This is a genomic window from Pseudomonas sp. IT-P4, from assembly GCF_949767755.1.
GTDB classification, from domain to species: Bacteria; Pseudomonadota; Gammaproteobacteria; order Pseudomonadales; family Pseudomonadaceae; genus Aquipseudomonas; species Aquipseudomonas monachiensis.
This window is the reverse complement of record NZ_CATKPX010000045.1, coordinates 23771-43643: the sequence shown is the minus strand read 5'-3', so window position 1 is coordinate 43643 and position 19873 is coordinate 23771. Positions and strand designations below refer to the sequence as shown.

At 59.6% G+C, this 19873-nt stretch carries 23 protein-coding genes; 13 read left to right on the top strand and 10 right to left on the bottom strand.

All coding sequences use genetic code 11. The annotated features are described in order from the left end of the window. Positions 1-23: 23 nt before the first annotated feature. Positions 24-1817 (bottom strand): DUF1302 domain-containing protein, encoded by a 1794-nt coding sequence (locus tag ACM6IT_RS18170; RefSeq protein WP_414914011.1) that lies wholly within the window; start codon positions 1815-1817, stop codon positions 24-26. Positions 1818-2381: 564 nt separating this feature from the next. Here ACM6IT_RS18170 and ACM6IT_RS18165 point away from each other — a divergent pair. Next, a complete protein-coding gene (locus tag ACM6IT_RS18165) occupies positions 2382-3152 on the top strand; it encodes an N-acetylmuramoyl-L-alanine amidase (RefSeq protein WP_414914012.1) in 771 nt (256 codons plus the stop codon). Between the two features lie 74 nt (positions 3153-3226). Here the strand turns inward: ACM6IT_RS18165 and ACM6IT_RS18160 are convergent, their stop codons facing one another. The 4 genes from ACM6IT_RS18160 to ACM6IT_RS18145 all read right to left on the bottom strand — a co-directional run bounded on the left by ACM6IT_RS18160 (position 3227) and on the right by ACM6IT_RS18145 (position 6674). Next, complete coding sequence (locus ACM6IT_RS18160) at positions 3227-4138, bottom strand: SDR family oxidoreductase (RefSeq protein ID WP_056728425.1); 912 nt, start codon at positions 4136-4138, stop codon at positions 3227-3229. 170 nt (positions 4139-4308) lie between these two features. Further along, positions 4309-5211 (bottom strand): alpha/beta fold hydrolase, encoded by a 903-nt coding sequence (locus ACM6IT_RS18155; protein WP_414914014.1) that lies wholly within the window; start codon positions 5209-5211, stop codon positions 4309-4311. Continuing rightward, positions 5211-5993 (bottom strand): class II aldolase/adducin family protein, encoded by a 783-nt coding sequence (locus ACM6IT_RS18150; protein WP_056728421.1) that lies wholly within the window; start codon positions 5991-5993, stop codon positions 5211-5213. Before ACM6IT_RS18150 ends, ACM6IT_RS18155 begins: the two co-directional genes overlap by 1 nt. 225 nt (positions 5994-6218) lie before the next feature. After that, positions 6219-6674, bottom strand: a complete 456-nt coding sequence (locus ACM6IT_RS18145) for a flavodoxin (RefSeq protein WP_223542484.1) — start codon at positions 6672-6674, stop codon at positions 6219-6221. 102 nt (positions 6675-6776) lie between these two features. Here ACM6IT_RS18145 and ACM6IT_RS18140 point away from each other — a divergent pair, with 102 nt between their 5' ends. Together ACM6IT_RS18140 and ACM6IT_RS18135 are read left to right on the top strand one after the other, a co-directional pair. Next, complete coding sequence (locus ACM6IT_RS18140; RefSeq protein ID WP_056728416.1) at positions 6777-7253, top strand: PAS domain S-box protein; 477 nt, start codon at positions 6777-6779, stop codon at positions 7251-7253. 54 nt (positions 7254-7307) lie between these two features. After that, positions 7308-7913, top strand: coding sequence for a hypothetical protein (locus ACM6IT_RS18135; RefSeq protein WP_056728415.1), 606 nt, complete (start codon positions 7308-7310; stop codon positions 7911-7913). Positions 7914-7916: 3 nt separating this feature from the next. On the opposite strand, the gene ACM6IT_RS18130 is transcribed toward ACM6IT_RS18135, so the two are convergent. Next, on the bottom strand, positions 7917-8876 hold the full coding sequence (locus ACM6IT_RS18130) for a MerR family transcriptional regulator (RefSeq protein WP_414914015.1): 960 nt from the start codon (positions 8874-8876) through the stop codon (positions 7917-7919). Positions 8877-9099: 223 nt separating this feature from the next. Here ACM6IT_RS18130 and ACM6IT_RS18125 point away from each other — a divergent pair, with 223 nt between their 5' ends. The 7 genes from ACM6IT_RS18125 to ACM6IT_RS18095 all read left to right on the top strand — a co-directional run bounded on the left by ACM6IT_RS18125 (position 9100) and on the right by ACM6IT_RS18095 (position 13658). After that, entirely contained in the window at positions 9100-9669 is a 570-nt protein-coding gene (locus ACM6IT_RS18125; protein WP_409078291.1) for an antibiotic biosynthesis monooxygenase, read from the top strand. A 140-nt stretch (positions 9670-9809) separates the two neighbouring features. Continuing rightward, on the top strand, positions 9810-10520 hold the full coding sequence (gene folM / locus ACM6IT_RS18120) for a dihydromonapterin reductase (protein WP_414914016.1): 711 nt from the start codon (positions 9810-9812) through the stop codon (positions 10518-10520). 19 nt (positions 10521-10539) lie between these two features. Then, positions 10540-11100 carry a GTP cyclohydrolase I FolE gene (folE, locus tag ACM6IT_RS18115; RefSeq protein ID WP_008046221.1) on the top strand — a complete coding sequence of 187 codons (561 nt, stop codon included), beginning with the start codon at positions 10540-10542 and terminating at the stop codon, positions 11098-11100. 2 nt (positions 11101-11102) lie between these two features. Next, positions 11103-11474, top strand: coding sequence for a dihydroneopterin triphosphate 2'-epimerase (gene folX / locus ACM6IT_RS18110; protein WP_056728405.1), 372 nt, complete (start codon positions 11103-11105; stop codon positions 11472-11474). 96 nt (positions 11475-11570) lie between these two features. Then, positions 11571-11867 (top strand): DUF1244 domain-containing protein, encoded by a 297-nt coding sequence (locus ACM6IT_RS18105; protein WP_046040093.1) that lies wholly within the window; start codon positions 11571-11573, stop codon positions 11865-11867. Continuing rightward, the gene (locus ACM6IT_RS18100; RefSeq protein ID WP_056728404.1) at positions 11860-12198 is read left to right on the top strand and encodes a HopJ type III effector protein; all 339 of its coding nucleotides are present in this window, start codon (positions 11860-11862) and stop codon (positions 12196-12198) included. Before ACM6IT_RS18105 ends, ACM6IT_RS18100 begins: the two co-directional genes overlap by 8 nt. 209 nt (positions 12199-12407) lie before the next feature. After that, positions 12408-13658 (top strand): aspartate aminotransferase family protein, encoded by a 1251-nt coding sequence (locus ACM6IT_RS18095; RefSeq protein ID WP_409078294.1) that lies wholly within the window; start codon positions 12408-12410, stop codon positions 13656-13658. A gap of 91 nt (positions 13659-13749) precedes the next feature. On the opposite strand, the gene trxB is transcribed toward ACM6IT_RS18095, so the two are convergent. Continuing rightward, complete coding sequence (gene trxB, locus ACM6IT_RS18090; protein WP_056728400.1) at positions 13750-14706, bottom strand: thioredoxin-disulfide reductase; 957 nt, start codon at positions 14704-14706, stop codon at positions 13750-13752. Positions 14707-15021: 315 nt separating this feature from the next. On the opposite strand from trxB, the gene cysZ reads away from it, so the two are divergent. Further along, positions 15022-15774 carry a sulfate transporter CysZ gene (gene cysZ / locus ACM6IT_RS18085; RefSeq protein WP_414918448.1) on the top strand — a complete coding sequence of 251 codons (753 nt, stop codon included), beginning with the start codon at positions 15022-15024 and terminating at the stop codon, positions 15772-15774. Between the two features lie 36 nt (positions 15775-15810). Continuing rightward, entirely contained in the window at positions 15811-17010 is a 1200-nt protein-coding gene (locus ACM6IT_RS18080) for a glycosyltransferase family 4 protein (RefSeq protein WP_414918447.1), read from the top strand. A 133-nt stretch (positions 17011-17143) separates the two neighbouring features. Here ACM6IT_RS18080 and ACM6IT_RS18075 read toward each other — a convergent pair whose 3' ends face one another. From ACM6IT_RS18075 to ACM6IT_RS18065, 3 genes are all read right to left on the bottom strand, one after another. Continuing rightward, positions 17144-18247, bottom strand: coding sequence for an NADH:flavin oxidoreductase (locus ACM6IT_RS18075; protein ID WP_414918446.1), 1104 nt, complete (start codon positions 18245-18247; stop codon positions 17144-17146). Between the two features lie 195 nt (positions 18248-18442). Then, positions 18443-18925: a glutathione peroxidase gene (locus ACM6IT_RS18070; protein ID WP_056728393.1), complete on the bottom strand. Its 483-nt coding sequence runs from the start codon at positions 18923-18925 to the stop codon at positions 18443-18445. 122 nt (positions 18926-19047) lie between these two features. Then, positions 19048-19533, bottom strand: coding sequence for an FKBP-type peptidyl-prolyl cis-trans isomerase (locus ACM6IT_RS18065; protein ID WP_007901600.1), 486 nt, complete (start codon positions 19531-19533; stop codon positions 19048-19050). On the opposite strand from ACM6IT_RS18065, the gene ACM6IT_RS18060 reads away from it, so the two are divergent. Next, positions 19502-19828, top strand: a complete 327-nt coding sequence (locus tag ACM6IT_RS18060; protein WP_056728391.1) for a DUF3565 domain-containing protein — start codon at positions 19502-19504, stop codon at positions 19826-19828. The genes ACM6IT_RS18065 and ACM6IT_RS18060 overlap by 32 nt on opposite strands. Positions 19829-19873 lie beyond the last annotated feature (45 nt).

Here is a 19873-nt window from a genome sequence, read left to right as displayed (position 1 = left end):
TGAAATCATCCTTTTCAGCCAGATCAGAAGTTCACACCAAAGCTCAACGCCACGAAGTCACGGTCGGTGAGGACGTTGTAGTCCCCGCCGAAAAAATCGGTGTAACTGAGGCTCGCGGTGTAGGTGTTGCGATAGTCCGCATCGACCCCGAGGCTGATGGCCTTGGCGCCTTCATTGAACAGACCGTTGGGGCCATAGCCTGCGACGTCGTGGGACCACGAGAGGTTGGGCCTGACGTTGATCCCGGCGATAAGGTTGTTGTAGTCGAGGATGGCCCGGCCGCGATAACCCCATGAAGTCGAGGTCACGAAGCCGTCGGTATCGCCGCCGAAACCATACTGGCCATACACCGAGTCGCGGCCATAGCGCAGTTTGCCGCGCGACTCCAGTCCACCGACCCGGACCACCCCGGCCTCACCCACCAGGGTCAGGCGATCCGCACCCGCGACCTGATCGATGAAATGCGTCAGGGTGCTCTGGATCTGCGTCACCTCCTTGCGGCGATAACCCTTGTTGTCAGCCCCGGGCGACGTGGCGATGGGCGATGCCGCACCACCCGCAATCGGATTGAGCATGGCCAGGGTCAGGTCGTTGGTGTTGACCTGCACCGGGAGGTTGGGGCGGTAGCTGATTTCCCCGCTCCACGCGGTGCCGGTGGATAAGGTGGTGGAGAAGCTCGCGCCGTAGAGGCGGATGTCCTCCGGGTATTCGAGGTAATACTGGCCACGACCGAGCATCACGCTTTGGGCCAGGCCCGAACCACTGCCGGGGGCGATGCGGTTGGCGGCGGCAACGATCCCCGGAATGCTTGCCAGCGTACCGGGGCCGGCGGTGGTGGTCCCGACATTCGGTGAACGGCTGTGGTAATTCATGAAGTACAAGCCGTACTCGGTGTCATCCCCCAACCAGCGCAACGCTGTACCCCACTGTCCGGAATCCCGGGCATCGCGGTCGCCGCCACGGGGAACGATCACCCCTTCCTTGCTGACTTCGAAGCCCTGGCCGAAGGCAGCCGCAATCGGCTGCAACGGCGCAATGGCCGGATTGGCGACGGTGTAGCCCTTGTTGCAACCATCCGCCACCACATCGACACCAAAGAAGGTGCCGCAGTTATCGACGACCGTCTGGTCCCATTCCAGCTGATAGAAGCCTTCCACGGTCAACTTCTCCGTCAGGCCCTGGGAAGCGAACAGCATGTTGACCGGGATCAGGCCCTCCTTGATCTCGGCGCCGGGACGACGGAACGCGGACACGTCGACCGGATTGATGCTGTTGATCGAGTTGCCGATGAACGTGCTCTCGCCCCAACTGACCACCTGCTTGCCGGCGCGGACCGTGCCTGGCAAATCGGCGAGGGAGTAATTGTGATAGACGAATGCGTCGAGGATTTGCCCGCCTGAAGACTTGGCGCCTTCTTTGCGATTGTGATCGCTGATGTCCTTGAAGGGGCGGCTTTCATCCTTGAGTTCAAAGTCGTACCAGTACTTGCCACGCACAAACGCACCGGTGTCGCCGTACTTCAGTTCGAGGTCGTGAATACCCTTGAAGATCTTCGAGAAGGTTTCACCCTTCTTGAAATTCAATCGCCCGTCGTCGCCGGTCGAAGACTGGCCGGAACCGCCATTGACGGTGCCCACCAGGGTGTCATCCGCATCACGCATGCCCCAGCTCGCGCCGACCGACAGCGAGGAGTCGAATGTCCCCTCGATTTCCCCGATGTTGAACGAAATGGCCTGCGCCTGGGCACAGCAACCCAAGGCGACCGCAGCCGCCAGCGCCTGTGGTGTGAAGATGGCGCGCATTGTTGTTTTTGTCATGCGTCTTCCCCGGTGAGTGACAGAAGGCCTCACCCTACTGCCGGACTTCGGGGTCGATAAGCGCACCAAGGAGGTATTCGTGGTGTACCTCTAAAGGATGACAGGCACAGACGACGAGCAGCCGAATCCCGACTGTTGCCGGGGCTGCAACAGTGCATGTCGGGAATTGGTATTTTTCCTACAGTACAGAGGGTTTATTCTTGCCTGGCTGCCACGGTAATCCACCGCAAGGCACGATGTAGATGTACTGGCCTGCGCCGTGACTGAAAGATTTCAGATGAATTGAGTATTCGGTTCGTCACCCCGTGTTCACTGACGTTGATTTGTAGCTCCTGATCCAACGTCTTACTTTGGCCGCTGCCTTTGCAGCGGCCTTTTTTATGGGCGATGGTTCTTGATGAGTAACAGCTGCCAGTCAAAACTTCACATACCTACATTTCTTTCAGAAAGTACCTACAAGCATAGGTAAACACCAAAAGCACTCGAGTCTTTAAGTTGAACAGCAAGTCGGCGAACGATTTTGATCTTCGTCCGACTTCAAACTTACTTATTGCGAGTGCAAACATGAAATCCATCAACTACAACCACTATCGATCCACCCGAAGCTTCAACAGTCGAATCCGCTTTCTGATTCTTCACTACACGGCCGCTGACTTTGCGAGTTCTGTCAGTGCCCTGACCGGCCCGAATGTCAGCGCGCACTATCTGGTTCCAGATATCACGGACCCCACTTACCTGAAAGCCGGCTATACCGGGCAGGAAGTTTTCAACCTGGTGGATGAAACCCATCGCGCGTGGCACGCGGGTGTCAGTCAGTGGGGCAGCCGCAGCAATCTGAATGACACGTCCATCGGCATTGAAGTCGTGAATCTGGCAACCGACAACAAAGGTAAATTCACCTTCCCGCCGTATCACTCCGAGCAGATTGCCGCGATTGAACAACTGGCGCTGAATATCCTCAATCGCTACCCGGATATCACGCCGACCCAGGTTCTGGGCCACTCCGATGTTTCGGTCGGCCGCAAAAGTGACCCGGGACCGATGCTTCCCTGGCGGGAGCTTTACTTGAAAGGAGTCGGGGCCTGGTTCGATGAAAGCACTCGGGACGAGTATCTGCGCCAATACAACACATCCGGCGCTCCAGCCCGAAGCGAATTGCTGGGGCTGTTCAAAACCTATGGATACGATGTTTCGGGCGCGTCCACGGAAGGCGGTTTTCAACAATTGGTGCGGGCATTCCAGTTACATTTTCGCCCGGAAAACTTCGATGGAAAAATGGACGCGCAAACAGCCGCCAACCTGAAGGCGCTGGTAGTCAAATACTTCCCGGGCTGACCATTGGCAAACGGCTTTGCAGCCGACAAATGCAACAACCGGCAAGGTCGGTCAATGTGACCTTGCCGGCGCTTTCAGAGCGAATACTTCTGCAAGTTTCCCATCATTTCCTTCAACGCCTCGATGTTGTCCTTCGGGTGCGCCGCGCCTTCGAAGTCGCAAATCTGCTGCCAGTGCGCCGCCACGTCTTCCGGGGAGAAACCGGCCCGTGGATCGAAACCGATGCCGAGGCTGCGCTCCCAGCGGACCTTGCCCATCCAGCCGCCGCCGACTTCGAACAGACCGGAGGTTTCCTGGCAGTTCTCGCTGGCCAGGTACACCACCAGCGGGCTGACCAGTTCGGGCTTTAGCTGTTCGAAGACTTGCGGCGGGATCAGGCCTTCGGTCATGCGCGTGCCTCCGGTGGGGGCGATGGCGTTGACCAGGATGTTGTTCTTGCGGCCTTCGATGGCCAGGGTGCGCGTCAGGCCGTAGAGACCGAGCTTGGCCATGCCGTAGTTGGACTGGCCAAAGTTGCCATAGATGCCCGAGGTCGACGCAGTGAAAATCACCCGGCCGTAGTTTTGCTCGCGCATATGCGGCCAGGCGGCGCGGGTGACTTTGTAGGCGCCTTCGACATGGACGCGGTAAACCAGGTCCCAGTCGGCGTCATCCATTTTGTGGAAGGTCTTGTCCCGCAGGATCCCGGCGTTGTTGACAACCACATCGACGCGACCGAAGACGTCCAGGGCGTGCTGGACCAGTTTGTCACCGTCAGTGACCGAGTCGTGGTTGGCTTCGGCAATGCCGCCAGCCTCGCGGATCTCTGCGACCACGCGGTCGGCGGCCGAGGCATTGGCGCCTTCGCCCTGGGCCGAGCCGCCAAGATCGTTGACCAGCACCCTGGCGCCCTGTTTGGCGAACAGAAGTGCATGCGTCCGTCCCAGGCCGCCACCGGCTCCGGTGATGATCACGACTTTATCTTCGAAGCGCACAGACTCATTCATGGGGGACTCCAGCAGGCCAAGGGACAGTGAGTCCGAGTTTCAGGCACGGCGTAGCGGGTCACAATGAACACGGGGGAGGCTGAATGGTGCGCGATAAGGCTGGGGGATGATGATCGTGTCGGACAGGATGACGCGATCCCACAGAAGAAGGACAGATTCAACGCTGCGATTCAGGAACACGCCACCTTGCGCGGCGGCAAGAGCAGCTGATCGCGAAACACCAGGTAATGCTTGAGCACCTCGCAGGGCGCCTCGATCTGCGGGTAGTGGCCAATGTCGGGCAATACCACTGTGTCCGCATCCGGGATCAGCTCACGGTAACGCTCGACCATGTGCACCCCGGAGACCGGATCGACCCCGCCATCGATCACTCGCAGCGGCACTTCACCACGTTGCATCGCGCTCACCCAGCGGTTGCGCCAGACGCGTCGCTCCGGGATGTAGGCGATCAATTTGTGCATGATCCGTGGCCCGCGCTGGCTTTCGACCAGGCTCCAGAAGTCATCCATCTGGCTTTCACTGGGACGGGTTTGCGGGCCGAAAATCTGCCGAAAGCTTCTCACCAGGCCTTCTCGACTGAAGGCGCGGCCAATCATCCAGCCCAACGGGCTGAGCAAGAGTTTTTGCATCAGTAGCGGGTGGTGGGTTTCCGGAAACAACCCGCCGTTGAGAAACACGCAACTGGCCAGTTCCAACCGCGACTCGTAATGCCTGGCCAGCAGTTCCTGGGCCACGCTGTCACCGTAATCGTGGGCGAGCAGGTGCACTGGCTGCTGGACATTCAGGTGTTCAAGCAGTGCCTGCTGCAGATCCGCCTGCTCCAGCAGGCTGTATTCGTGATTCACCGGTTTGGCCGAATCGCCGAAGCCCAGCATGTCGCAAGCGATCACGCGAAAGCGCTGGGCCAATGGCTGCCACAGGTAATGCCAGTCCCAACTGGCGGACGGAAAGCCGTGAATGAGCAACAACGGCTCACCCTGCCCTGCTGTCCAGTAACGGATGGTCTGGCCACGGAACACGAACGCCTGGCTGCGTTTGCGCCAGACACACAAGGGGATCTCGGCGAGCGTCATTAGAGTTTATAACCCGGGTCCAGTTTATCGAGTTTGCGCAGCAGCGCCGGCCAGGCCAGCGCTCCGCCCATTCCTTGAGCACTTCGGGTGACACCCGCGATCATGGCTTTGGCGCCGGCCAGAATCTGCGGTTCGATGGCGATCAGCTCAGCGGCACCGTTTTGCGCCATGACCTGAATGTCACAGGCACGTTGAAAGGTGAACATCATCAGGAACGTATCGGCGATGGTGCTGCCGCAGGTGAGCAAACCGTGGTTATGCAACATCAGGAAATTGTTTTCACCGAGGTCGGCCTGTAGCCGCACTTTCTCTTCATGGTTGAGCGCCACGCCTTCGTAGGCGTGGTAGGCCAGGCTGGAAAGCACGAACAATGACTGTTGGCTGATCGGCAGAACGCCCTGCTTCTGTGCCGACACCGCAACCCCCGAAGCCGTGTGGGTGTGGAGCACGCAGACGACATCGTGGCGGACTTCGTGCACGGCGCTGTGGATGGTGTAACCCGCCGGATTGATCTCGTAAGGACTGTCCATCAGCTTGTTGCCGGCCTGATCCACCTTGACCAGGCTAGACGCGCTGATTTCGTGAAACATCAACCCGAACGGGTTGATCAGGAAATCTTCGGTGCCGGGCACCTTGGCGGAGATATGGGTGAAGATCAGGTCATCCCAGCCATGCTGGGCGACCAGGCGATAACAGGCTGCCAGGTCAATGCGGGTCTGCCACTCGGCAGCACTGACCTGGTCTTTGACACTCGGAGATGATTGGACGGGAGCGACGGTCACGGCAGGAAGCCTCGGTGTTTTTATGATGGAGTGTTTCCTATCTTTACCGAGTCTAGCCAGCCCTTGAGGTTCCTGTAGTTGCATTGGCAGCCAGCTTGATGACCCAGCGAGTCAGCCGTTCTGCCGCCTTGGATCCATGTCAATTGACCGGCGCCAGCGAGGGTCAGACAGGCCGTTTTCAGCGCACTGTCAGAACCATGACTGACGTGGGTGTCGTGGCAACGGTCAGTCGCGCAGTGCGTTGATCAGGTCCGCCAGCCAAGGCTCGGCGTCCGTCTCCGGGGTCACGCTCTCGCTGGCATCCAGGCGCAGCATTGGCAGTACTTCGCGAATGCCCAGCTCACCGAACAATTCGCGCATCTGCTCGCCGCCGCCACAAAAAGTATCGCCATAGCTCGCATCGCCCAACCCGATCACCGCGCCCGGCAAACCGCGCCAGGCTGCTGGCAACTGGTCACGAATGTTCGAATACAGCGGTTGCAGGTTGTCCGGCAGCTCACCCATGCCGGTGGTCGAGGTCACCGCCAGAAAAGCTTCGGGGCCGAACGCCTGGACATCGGCGAGGGTCGCACGGGGGTTGTGCCAGGTTTCGAAACCGGCGGCTTTCAACAGGCTGGCGGCGTGGCGGGCAACTTCTTCGGCCGTGCCGTACACCGAGCCGGAAATGATGGCGACTTTCATCAATCTGATCCTGAATCCGAGTAAAAGACCCGGATATTAACAGCACGGTCGTGATAGTTCTTTTAGAATGCAATCGACAATCAATCAGGAAAGGATACTCCGATGATTAATGCACAACTGCTGCAAATGGTAATCAACGCCTCCAATGACGGTATCGTGATTGCCGAAAAGGAAGGCGAACAGGACAAGATCCTCATTTACGTCAACCCCGCATTCGAACGCCTGACGGGGTACTCCAGTGAAGAAATCCTCTATCAGGACTGTCGCTTCCTGCAGTCGGGGGACCGCGATCAGGAAGCCCTGCCATTGATTCGCGATGCATTGAACCGCGAAGGATCCTGCCGGGAAATACTGCGCAACTACCGCAAGGACGGCACACCGTTCTGGAACGAGCTGTCCCTTTCAACGGTGAAAAATCCGGCGGACGGGCAAACCTATTTCGTTGGAGTGCAGAAAGACGTCACCGTACAGGTCAAGGCGCAACAGCGCGTGGCACAGCTGGAAGGGCAATTGGCTGAACTCCAGGCCGAGCTTGCCGCGCTCAAGGCGACGAACGGCGCAAACGAAACCCGGAATTAATGGTCAGTAACTACAATCACCAATGATTTTGTAACTATATCCTTCGAGTTGGCCATGCAACGCGACGCGCTCCTGACCCAGGATGAGCTGGATTTCATCCAGACCATGCAACACAACCCGCAACTCAATGTGCGGGACGCGACGTCGAGCCTGCTCGTCAACGGTGGTTCGCAAATCCGTGACCTGCTCACCCGCCTGGCGGCCCATGAGCAGGTCACCATTCAAGCCAGCTTCGAAAACCAGCAAATGACCTTCCCCCTGCACCTGGTGGAAGACGAGTTCCATGCGCTGCATTTGCGTCTCGGCGTACCGAGCATCTATGAAGACGGCCCGATGGTCCGGCCTTGGCGCCTGGTGCTGGACGAACCGGTAGCGCTGGAAAACGCCAAGGGTCAACCCGGCACCCTGTGGGTACACGAAGTGTCGTGCAAAGGGGTTTTGCTGGAAGCTCGCAACAAGACCAAACCGCCGAAGCATTTCGCCTTGTGGTTCAGCCCCTCAGGCTACGAGCGGATTGCCTTGCGCGGCACCTTCGAGAAAGAAAACGAAAAGGGCTTCTACGCCTATCAACTGAGCCAGGGCGATACGGACGAAACCGAGCGTCTGCGCCAGTTCATCCTGCAACAGCATCGTTTGACTCATCCAACGCTGCATCTCTGAACTTCAAGTATCCAGAGTACCCGCCAGGAACTGCTTCAGACGCTGGCTCATGAACTCCCCTTCATTGCCCAGGCAACCGATCGATGACCCGGCCAGGCTCTCCTGTACCAGGTCGCAAGCATCGCCGGCCAACAACAACCGACACTCCAGACTCATGGCCAGGCGATTCAGGCGCCGCGGCAACTCGGGAGCAGGCGCATGATTGGAAAACAGCACCAGTGCCTGGGGCTTGATCCTTTCACACATCAGCGCCAGCTCCTCGAATGGCTGGCCCATGTTCAGTACACGAACGGCCAATGGTCCGGAACTCAGGAACAGCGCGGCGACCAGCAGTTCCAGTTCCCGGCAATTGCCATCCAGAGCACAAATGACCACGCCACGCGGCTGTTTTTCGCGCATCAACAATAGACGCTGCACTACCCGGGACCGCAGAAAGCCATCCAGGAACAGCCACTCGCTGGTTCCACCGAACTGGTCCTGGCGTTGCAACAATTGCTTCCAGACGGGGATCAGAATGTCCTGGAACACCACCGGCAGGGAGTAGCTGGAAAAGATCTGCCCGTAGACCTGCTCCAGCCGAAGGTCGTCAAACCCGTTGACCGCAGCAAGCACCTGCTGCCGCCACTGAGCGTAATCGGCTTCCACAAGGCTGTTGGGGATGATGTGCGACAACGGCTGGAGCGGCTTGGTCCTGGCCAGTATCTTGCCGATCTTGCTGACGGCAACCCCGCGCTCGATCCAGCCAAGGATGCGGTGGACACGCTCGATATCGGACATCGAATACAGGCGATGCCCACTATCGGTGCGTGTTGGAGCAATCAGGCCATATCGTCGCTCCCAGGCTCGAAGCGTGACCGGGTTGACACCTGTCAGTCGCGCCACCTCGCGAATGGGAAAGAGTTCTTCCTGTTCGAGAGCGACGGCCTGCGTGGAGCCTGAAGCGACGTCTGTAATTATGGGCATCCTGTTGAAACATCCCTGTATCGTCCGAGCCTTATTCTAACGCCCCTGCCCCGTAAAGTTTCCGTAAAAAATCGATACCGCCAATCGACGGATCAAGGTCACAGACGCCAGGGACGGAATCAGGAATAATCCTTGCTTGTTTCGAGTCGCAGCCCACCACCCCGGCGCTGTGCCTGGCGAAGTTCCTATCCGGAGCGACGCAAATGCCTTACGGAGATACACAATGTCTACCCCTCCCGTCACGCTGATGGTTGCTCGCCGCGTTGCCAATGGACGTTACCAGGACCTGATTGCCTGGCTGCGCGAAGGCGAACAACTGGCCACCGATTTTCCCGGTTATCTCGGCTCCGGTGTGCTCGCTCCGCCGCCCGAGGACGACGAATTCCAGATCATTTTCCGCTTCGCCGACGAGCAGACCCTGCACGCCTGGGAGCATTCGGCCTCGCGCACTGCCTGGCTGGCACGTGGCAGCGACCTGTTCGCCCACCCGACAGAACACCGGGTCAGCGGCATCGAGGGCTGGTTCGGTGCCGTCGGTCAACGCCCGCCGCGCTGGAAACAGGCAGTGGCGATCTGGCTGGCGTTCTTTCCGGTTTCGTTGCTGTTCAACTTTGTACTGGGTCCGCTGATCAGCGACATGAGCCTGCTGCCGCGGGTATTGCTCAGCACACTGTGCCTGACGCCGCTGATGGTTTATTTGTTCATTCCGTTGTCGACCCGTTTGCTGGCCGGCTGGCTTAACCGCACGCCGGTACGTCCATTGCCCACGACCTCAGTACCGCAAAATCGTTAAAAGATCGCAGGCTTCGCCAGCTCCTACGGGCCGTCATCTGTTGTCGATTAGTAGGAGCTGGCGAAGCCTGCGATCTTTTCCGAGACATCTCACGACTCCTCGCTGGTATAGTTTTGCTCTCACCGCGATGCGAGCCGTTCATGACTTCTTCCGCAGCCCCTGTCCTCATTACCGGCGCCGGCCAGCGTGTCGGCCTGCACTGCGCCCGGCGATTGCTGGAAGATGGCCATCGGGTGATATTCAGTTACCGCAGCGAGCGCCCCGGCGTACAAGCCCTGCGCGACCTCGGGGCCACCGCGGTGTTCGCGGACTTCGCCAGCGAGGCCGGGATCCTCGCCTTCATCAGCGAACTGAGAACCCATACCGACTGTTTGCGGGCGATTGTCCACAACGCCTCCGAATGGCTGGCCGAAACGCCGGACACCGACGCCGCGGCATTCACTCGCATGTTCAGCGTGCACATGCTGGCGCCCTACCTGATCAACCTGCATTGCGCCGATCTGTTGCAACGCTCAAGCCCCGCCGACATCGTGCACATCAGCGATGACGTGACCCGCAAGGGCAGCAGCAAGCACATCGGCTATTGCGCCAGCAAGGCCGGGCTCGACAGCCTGACCCTGTCCTTCGCCGCCAGGTACGCGCCGGCCATCAAGGTCAACGGGATCGCGCCGGCCCTGCTACTGTTCAACCCTGAGGACGACGCGGCCTACCGCGCCAAGGCGCTGGCCAAGTCCGCGCTGGGCATCGAACCCGGCTGCGAAGTGGTCTACCAGAGCCTGCGCTACCTGCTCGACAACCCTTATGTCACCGGCACCACACTGACCGTCAATGGCGGAAGGCACATCAAATAGTGTCCCGCGAGGATTTCCCATGACGTTATCCCTGCCCCAGAATTATCGAGAGATCCTCATCGGTCTCGGTGAAAACCCCGACCGCGAGGGTTTGCTCGATACGCCGACGCGTGCGGCCAAAGCCATGCAGTACCTTTGCCATGGTTACGAGCAAAGTGTCGAAGAGATCGTCAATGGCGCGCTGTTCGCCTCCGACAACGATGAAATGGTGATCGTCGACAACATCGAGCTGTACTCGCTTTGCGAACATCACATCCTGCCCTTCATCGGCAAGGCGCATGTGGCTTATATTCCAACCGGCAAGGTGCTGGGTCTGTCGAAGATCGCGCGGCTGGTGGACATGTTCGCCCGGCGCCTGCAAATCCAGGAAAACCTCACCCGGCAAATCGCCGACGCGGTGCAGCAAGTGACCGGCGCGGCTGGTGTCGCAGTGGTCATCGAGGCACAGCACATGTGCATGATGATGCGCGGCGTCGAGAAACAGAATTCGACCATGAACACCTCGGTGATGCTCGGCGCCTTCCGCGAGTCGAGCAACACCCGTCAGGAGTTCCTGCAATTGATTGGACGGAGCAAGTAGCAATGCCACAACTTCAGCCAGGCATGGCACGCATCCGGGTCAAAGACCTGGGCCTGCGTACCTTCATAGGCATCAACGAGGATGAAATCCTCAACAAGCAGGATGTGCTGATCAACCTCACCATTCTGTACGCAGCCCAGGAAGCAGTGCGGGACAACGACATCGATCACGCGTTGAACTACCGCACGATCACCAAGGCGATCATCGCCCATGTGGAAGGCAACCGCTTTGCGCTGCTCGAACGCCTGACCCAGGAAATTCTCGACCTGGTGATGGCCAACGCATCGGTGTTGTACGCCGAGGTCGAGGTCGACAAGCCCCACGCGCTGCGATTCGCCGAGTCGGTATCGATTACGCTTGCAGCGAGCCGCTAGCTTCAAGCCACAAGCGCCAGGCTGTAAACTTGCAGCCACCGCCATCCAACTTGCAGCTTCAAGCGTGCCGTTTGAAGCTGACTCGCAGAGACCGCCATGACCGATCAACAACGCCTGGAACTCGAAGCCGCCGCCTTTCGCCGGCTGGTGGCCCACCTGGACAGCCGCAAGGATGTACAGAACATCGACCTGATGAACCTCTCGGGTTTTTGCCGCAACTGCCTGTCCAAGTGGTACAAGGCGGCGGCCGACGACCGCCAGATCGAGGTCAGCCTCGACGAAGCCCGCGAAGTGGTTTACGGCATGCCGTACGCCGAATGGAAAGCCCAATATCAGCAAGAAGCCAGCGCCGACCAGCAAGCGGCGTTCGCCAAAGGAAAACCCAATGAGTGATTTGAACACCCTGCGTGCCAGCCTCAAGACCGGCGAACACGCCTTCGCCGATACCCTGGCCTTCATCGCCGCCGGTTACGACTACCAACCTCAGGCGTTCAACAACGGTGGCGTGGAAAACGCGGCCGGACAGAACGAAGGTTCGTGCAAGACCCTGGGCCTGGCGCTGCTCGAAGGCTTGAGCGATGAAGAAGCACTGCTGGCTTTTGGCGAGCATTACCGTTCGGTCGTTGCCACACCTGAAGGCAGCGACCACGGCAACATCCGCGCGTTGATTGCCCATGGCCTGGCTGGTGTGAAATTCGCTCAGCAGCCACTGACCCGCCGCTGATACCAAAAAGATCGCAGCCTTCGGCAGCTCCTACAGGGAATCAAACCTCAATGTAGGAGCTGCCGAAGGCTGCGATCTTTTGATCTCTATTGTTTCGCCCTGCACATTCCGACTTTTAAGATTGACCCGGCAACTTTATTTCGTTTGCCCCGTACCACCGCTCACGGCTTAGATAAAAAGAAGTCCTCCTTCTTCCGAGCCGATCCTCCATGCGCAGCGAAACCATCAGCCAGTCGATCAACATCGTTCACCCTGTCACGCTCAGCCACGGCAAGAATGCCGAGGTCTGGGACACCGATGGCAAGCGCTATATCGACTTTGTCGGCGGCATCGGCGTGCTAAACCTCGGCCATTGCCATCCGCGCATCGTCGAAGCCATTCGCGAACAAGCCACCCGACTGACCCACTACGCGTTCAACGCCGCGCCTCATAGGCCTTACATCGACTTGATGGACCGCCTCAGCGCCTTTATCCCGGTCGATTACCCGGTCAGCGGCATGCTGACCAACAGTGGCGCCGAAGCGGCTGAGAACGCGCTGAAGATCGTCCGTGGCGCAACGGGTCGCACCGCTGTAATTGCCTTCGACGGCGCTTTCCACGGCCGCACCCTGGCGACACTCAACCTCAATGGCAAAGTCGCGCCCTACAAACAGAAAGTCGGCGTGCTGCCGGGGCCGGTGTTTCACCTGCCCTTCCCCAGCCAGGACAACGGCGTCACCTGTGCCGAGGCCCTCAAAGCCATGGAGCGCCTGTTCAGCGTCGAGATTGATGTCGAAGACGTCGCCTGCTTTATCGTCGAACCGGTGCAGGGCGAAGCGGGCTTCGTGGCCATGGATGTCGAGTTCGCCCAGGCACTGCGCAAGTTCTGCGACGACAAGGGCATCGTGCTGATCGCCGATGAAATCCAGTCCGGTTTCGGCCGAACCGGACAGCGCTTCGCGTTCTCGCGGCTGGGCATCGAGCCGGACCTGATCCTGCTCGGCAAAAGCATCGCCGGCGGTGTGCCGCTGGGTGCGGTGGTCGGACGCAAGTCGCTGCTGGACAACCTGCCCAAGGGCGGGCTGGGTGGCACTTACTCCGGCAACCCCATCGCCTGCGCAGCGGCACTGGCAACCCTGGATGAAATGACCGATGCCAACCTGCATGCCTGGGGCTCCCAACAGGAAGAAGCGATTGTCGGTCGCCATGCAACCTGGCGCACGAACAACCTGACGCCGTACCTGGGACGCCTGACGGGTGTCGGCGCCATGCGTGGTATCGAGCTGATCAACGCCGATGGCTCACCCGCATCAGCGCAATTGACCCAACTGCTCGCCCTGGCGCGGGATGCGGGCCTGCTGCTGATGCCCAGCGGCAAATCGCGGCACATCATCCGGCTGCTGGCGCCGCTGACCATCGAGGCGTCAGTGTTGGAGGAAGGGCTGGACATCCTTGAGGCATGCCTGGCAAGACTGACCTGAACACAATCCCACACTGGAATGTGATCGGGTGGTAAATCGCGGGCAAAAAAAACCGGCCGAAGCCGGTTTTTTCAGTTCAACGAAAGCAGAATCAAGCGTTCTGCAGATCGTCGAGGTAACGTTCGGCATCCAGTGCCGCCATGCAACCGGCGCCAGCGGAGGTGATGGCCTGACGGTACACGTGGTCAGCCACGTCACCGGCGGCGAAGATACCTTCGAGGTTGGTGGCAGTGGCGTTGCCTTCACGGCCGCCCTGGACTACCAGGTAACCGTCTTTCAAGGTCAACTGGCCTTCGAACAGCGAAGTGTTCGGAGTGTGGCCGATAGCGATGAACACGCCGTCGACAGTCACTTCGTCGAAGCTGCCGTCGTTGTTCTTCAGGCGGGCACCGGTCACGCCCATGTTGTCGCCCAGTACTTCGTCCAGGGTCGCGTTCAGCTTCAGCTCGATCTTGCCTTCGGCAACACGGGCGTTCAGCTTGTCGATCAGGATCTTCTCGGCGCGGAAAGTTTCGCGACGGTGGATCAGGGTGACTTTGCTGGCGATGTTGGCCAGGTACAGGGCTTCTTCTACAGCGGTGTTGCCGCCGCCGACCACAGCCACAGGCTTGTTGCGGTAGAAGAAACCGTCGCAGGTCGCGCAGGCCGAAACGCCCTTGCCCATGAACGCTTCTTCCGATGGCAGGCCCAGGTAACGAGCGCTGGCGCCAGTGGCGATGATCAGCGCGTCACAGGTGTAAGTCGCGCTGTCGCCGGTCAGGGTGTATGGCTTGGCAGCAAAGTCGACGGCATTGATGTGATCGAACACGATCTCGGTTTCAAAGCGCTCGGCGTGCTCGCGCATCCGCTCCATCAGCGCCGGGCCGGTCAGGCCGTGGACGTCGCCCGGCCAGTTGTCGACTTCGGTGGTGGTGGTCAGTTGACCGCCGGCCTGCATGCCGGTGATCAGCAGCGGCTTGAGGTTGGCACGGGCGGCATAGACCGCGGCGCTGTAACCGGCAGGGCCGGAACCGAGAATAATCACTCGCGAATGACGGACTTCAGACATGACCTGCTCCTGTTGACCGGCCCGGAATACCTGGCGCGGAACGCCGGATTGCCGGCTGGAATAAAAAAGAACGGTTGAAAGCACTTGGGGAAGGCTTGAACCCGACCGTCCTGTAAAAAGATTGGGTGCAGCGTATCGAGGGGGCGAAGATTAAGGAAATACGGTTTAACAATCCAGCTCATAGGTGGTCTCTATGCCATCTCGCCGATGATATCGACGTCTTTGTTACAGTGAATGTCGATACCTCCATCGCGCTTTCGCCTGTGAAGCAAAGCCGGTAAGGTCGGCGCGTTTTCCCTCTGCCTGGAGCCTCTTATGCCCGCCCCTGTCCTGTCCGGCCCGCAATACCTGCGCGAAGGCCTCAAGCTGGTGCTGAGCCCCAGCCTGCGTCTGTTTGTGCTGTTGCCGCTGGCAATCAACCTGGTGCTGTTCGTCGGATTGATCTACCTGGCCGGCCATCAATTCAGCCTGTGGGTCGATACCTTGATGCCTTCCCTGCCCGACTGGCTGAGTTTTCTCAGCTACATCCTCTGGCCGATTTTCGTGGTGCTTGTAGTGTTCATGGTGTTCTTTACCTTCACCATGCTCGCCAACATCATCGCCGCGCCGTTCAACGGTTTCCTCGCGGAGAAAGTCGAAGTGGTGGTGCGCGGCACCGATGATTTCCCGGCCTTCAGCTGGGGTGAGCTGATCGCCATGATCCCGCGCACCCTGGCCCGGGAAATGCGCAAGCTCGGCTACTTCCTGCCCAGGGCAGTCGGGTTGTTCATCCTCTCGTTCATCCCGGTGGTGAACATCATCGCCGCGCCGCTGTGGCTATTGTTCGGAGTGTGGATGATGGCGATCCAGTACATCGACTACCCGGCGGACAACCACAAGCTGGGCTGGAACGAAATGCTCGCCTGGCTGCGGCAGAAGCGCTGGCAGAGCATGAGCTTCGGCGGCAGCGTGTACCTGGTGCTGCTGATTCCGGTGGTCAACATCCTGATGATGCCGGCGGCCGTGGCCGGGGCGACGCTGTTCTGGGTGCGTGAACGCGGCGCGGAAAACCTGGTGACCCAGCGCTAATTCATAAATCCATCATCCTGACGTCACACTGACGACATGGCCCCGGTCGACACTGGGGTCATGACGACAGCTCTGCATATCACCCTGATCACCGAAACCTTCCCACCGGAAATCAACGGCGTGGCCAATACCCTGGGTCGCTTGTGCGACGGTTTGCGCGCGCGCGGGCATCAAGTGGAGCTGGTGCGACCACGTCAGGGCTGCGACCAGCAGTTGGGCAGCGACGATGAATTGCTGCTGTGCCGCGGCTGGCCGCTACCGGGCTATCCCGGCCTGCAATGGGGTCAGTCGTCGATGCACAAACTGCTGCGGCGCTGGACGCGTCACCGCCCGGATGTGCTCTACATCGCCACCGAGGGCCCGCTGGGTCTCTCTGCGCTACGTGCGGCACGGCGACTGGGGATTTCCGTGGTCAGCGGTTTCCACACCAATTTCCAGCAGTATTCCAACCAGTACGGGTTTGGTTTGCTCACGCGCCTGCTGACCCACTACCTGCGCTGGTTCCATAACCGTTCGACCATGACCCTGGTGCCCAGCGTCAGCCAGCGCCTGGAACTGGAGCGACGTCAGTTCGAGCGAGTGGCGTTACTGTCCCGTGGGGTCGACAGCGAATTGTTTCACCCGGCCAAACGCTTGAGTGCCCTGCGCGAGCAATGGGGACTGGCCGAAGCAGACATCGCCGTCATTCATGTCGGACGCCTGGCCCCGGAAAAGAATCTCGGCTTGCTCAAGCGCACCTTCAATACCCTCAAGGCGAGTTATCCACAGCGCACGCTGAAACTGATCGTGGTCGGCGATGGCCCGCAGCGCCAGGAACTGGAAAACGAAATGCCCGAGGCGATTTTCTGCGGCACCCAACGGGGTGAAGCCCTGGCCTGTCACTACGCCTCGGGCGACGTGTTTCTGTTTCCAAGCCTGACCGAAACCTTTGGCAATGTGGTGCTTGAAGCACTCGCTTCGGGGCTCGGCGTGGTGGCCTACGACCAGGCGGCAGCCGCCCAGCATATTCGTCATGGCTACAACGGTGTGATGGCGATGCCGGGGGATGAAGAAGCGTTCTGCGATGCAGCGGCATGGCTGCTGGAGGAAAGGGAAGCCTTGCGCAATGTGCGCCTCAATGCACGCCAACATGCCAGTCGCCAGGGTTGGGCGACGATCATCGAGCAGTTCGAAGGGCAGTTGCGCGGGGCCTGCACCGGGGAGATGGTGGTGCCGATTGCACCGATTGTTCCTTGATTTTGCAGTGTTCTTGAGTCGGTCTTCGCGAGCAAGCCCGCTCCCACAGGGTTCTTGGTTCACACATGATTGGTGATCACCGCAGAACCTGTGGGAGCGAGCTTGCTCGCGATGAGACCTTCCCGCTCGCCGCTTAAACCAGCGACATCAACGCCTCACGGCTGAACGGCAGAATGTCTTCCTCACGGCCGTCGCGCACTTTTTGTGCCCAGTCCGGGTCCACCAGCAAGGCACGACCGACCGCCACCAGGTCGAACTCGTTGTTGTTCAGGCGCTCCAGCAGTTTTTCCAGGCTGGCCGGCTGCGCGACCTTGTCGGTGTTGACCATGAACTGCAGGAACTCGCCATCCAGGCCGACGCTGCCCACGGTGATGGTCGGTTTACCGGTGAGTTGGCGGGTCCAGCCGGCCAGGTTCAGCTCGGAACCGTCGAACTCCGGCTCCCAGAAGCGGCGGGTCGAGCAGTGGAAAATATCCACGCCGGCGTCGGCCAACGGCTTGAGGAACTCGCCCAAGGCTTCCGGGGTTTGCACCAGACGCGCGGTGTAGTCCTGCTGCTTCCACTGGGAGAAACGGAAGATGATCGGAAAACCTTCACCGACTGCGGCACGCACGGCCTGAATCAACTCAATGGCGAAGCGCGAACGGTTGGCCAGGCTGCCGCCGTATTCGTCGGTACGCTGGTTGCTGCCTTCCCAGAAGAACTGATCCACCAGATAACCGTGGGCTCCGTGGATTTCCACGCCGTCCATGCCGATGCTCTGGGCATCCTTGGCAGCCTGGGCGAACGCGGCGATCACGTCCTGGATGTCCTGTTTGGTCATGCCGTGCACCACGACCTGGCCTTCCTTCAGTTTTTCCGACGGGCCATAACCCGGCACGCTGGCGTCCGGCTCGGTGCCGATCCGGCGCACGCTGCCCACGTGCCACAACTGCGGAACGATCTTGCCGCCTTCGGCGTGAACGGCGTCGACGACTTTCTTCCAGCCGGCCAAGGCCGCTTCACCGTAGAAATGCGGAACGTTCGGATAGCCGTTGGAAGCCTTGTGACCGACGGTGGTGCCTTCGGTGATGATCAGGCCGACGCCCGCAGCGGCGCGACGACGGTAGTATTCGATCACTTTGGAATTAGGCACACCGCCCGGGGAAAAGGAGCGGGTCATCGGCGCCATGACGACACGGGTCGGCAATTCGAGGGTGCCGAGGTGGAACGGTTTGAACAGGGCTTTGACGGACATGGGACGCTCCACGGAAGAATGACTTTATGACGGTTATAATATGGAGTGCCCAACCCATTGAACAGCATTATTGATTTCGGTGATTAAGAGTCAAAAGGCAGAAAGCAAAAGATCGCAGCCTTCGGCAGCTCCTACGGGTACACATTCGCCGTAGGAGCTGCCGAAGGCTGCGATCCTCTGATCTTGATCTCTGGCTTAACTCAGCGCTTTTTCAATCGCGTGAACGATGGTCGGATCATCGGGCGCCGTACGCGGCGAGAACCGAGCCAGTACACGGCCGTCCTTGCCCAACAGGAACTTCTCGAAGTTCCAGGTGATGTCGCCGGGAAACTCCGCGCCCTCGCCCGCCAGCAAACGGTACAACTGATGACGCTCATGCCCGTTGACTTCCAGCTTGCTGGACAACGGAAAGGTCACGCCATAGTTGAGGCTGCAGAAATCCTTGATCTCTTGTTCGGTCCCCGGTTCCTGCCCGGCAAACTGGTTGCACGGCAAGCCCAGGACGCTGAAGCCCTTGGCCTTGAATTGCTGGTAGAGGTTTTCCAGCGCCGCGTACTGCGGGGTCAGGCCGCATTTGGAGGCAACGTTGACCACCAGTACGACTTGGCCTTTGAAAGGCGCCAGAGGTAGCTCCTGTCCATCCAGGGCTGTCAATTTAAGGTCGTGAAAAGCACTCATGGCGTACTCCAGATTCCCGTGTTCTTCTCGAAACAGCCACTTGTCGGTGTCGTCAGGGACGGCCGCAGACTAAAAAGGCGCCCACAGGGCGCCTCTCCAGTTATCTGAGCTTAGCGCAGAAATCAGTGGTGATGGCCACCTTCGCCATGGACGTGGCCATGAGCGATTTCTTCCTGGCTGGCGTCACGGATGTCGATGATCTTGACCTGGAAATTCAGGCGCTGACCGGCCAACGGGTGGTTGCCGTCGACGGTGACGTCGTCGCCGTCCAGATCACGGATGGTTACGATCTGCATCTGGCCGTCCGGAGCGGAGGCGTGGAACTGCATGCCCACTTCCAGCTCGTCGACGCCTTCGAACATGCTGCGGCTCAGGGTGCTGACCAGTTCGGCAGCGTATTCGCCGTAAGCGTCTTCAGGTTCTACGGCTACGGTCAGCTCGTCGCCGACAGCCTTGCCTTCCAGAGCCTTTTCCAGGCCCGGGATGATGTTGCCTGCGCCTTGCAGGTAGACCAGCGGCGCGCCGCCGGCGGAGCTGTCGATGACCTCACCAGCGTCGTTGGTCAGGGTATAGTCGATGGAGACAGCCTTATTGGCGGCGATCAGCATGGGGCGAGACCTTTTGCATAAGAAGATTGAAAGGCCAAGTTTAGCGAAGCAATCGTCCGAAAGCGAACACAACCCGGACAGACGGGATTCGACGATCACAGGCTTCCATCAGGACGAGGACGGGCACTGGGTGGCCGAGCTTTCCTGCGGCCACACCCAGCACCTGCGGCACCAGCCGCCATGGCAATCCCGTGCCTGGGTCACGGACCCTGCGCAGCGCCAGGAAAAAATAGGCCAACCCTTTGATTGTGGTTGGTGCGCACAAGGCTCGGTTAGCGATAACCTTGGCGACTGAATTTCGGTAGACGACCAGTTATAGGTCATCGCCTTTGCAATGCAC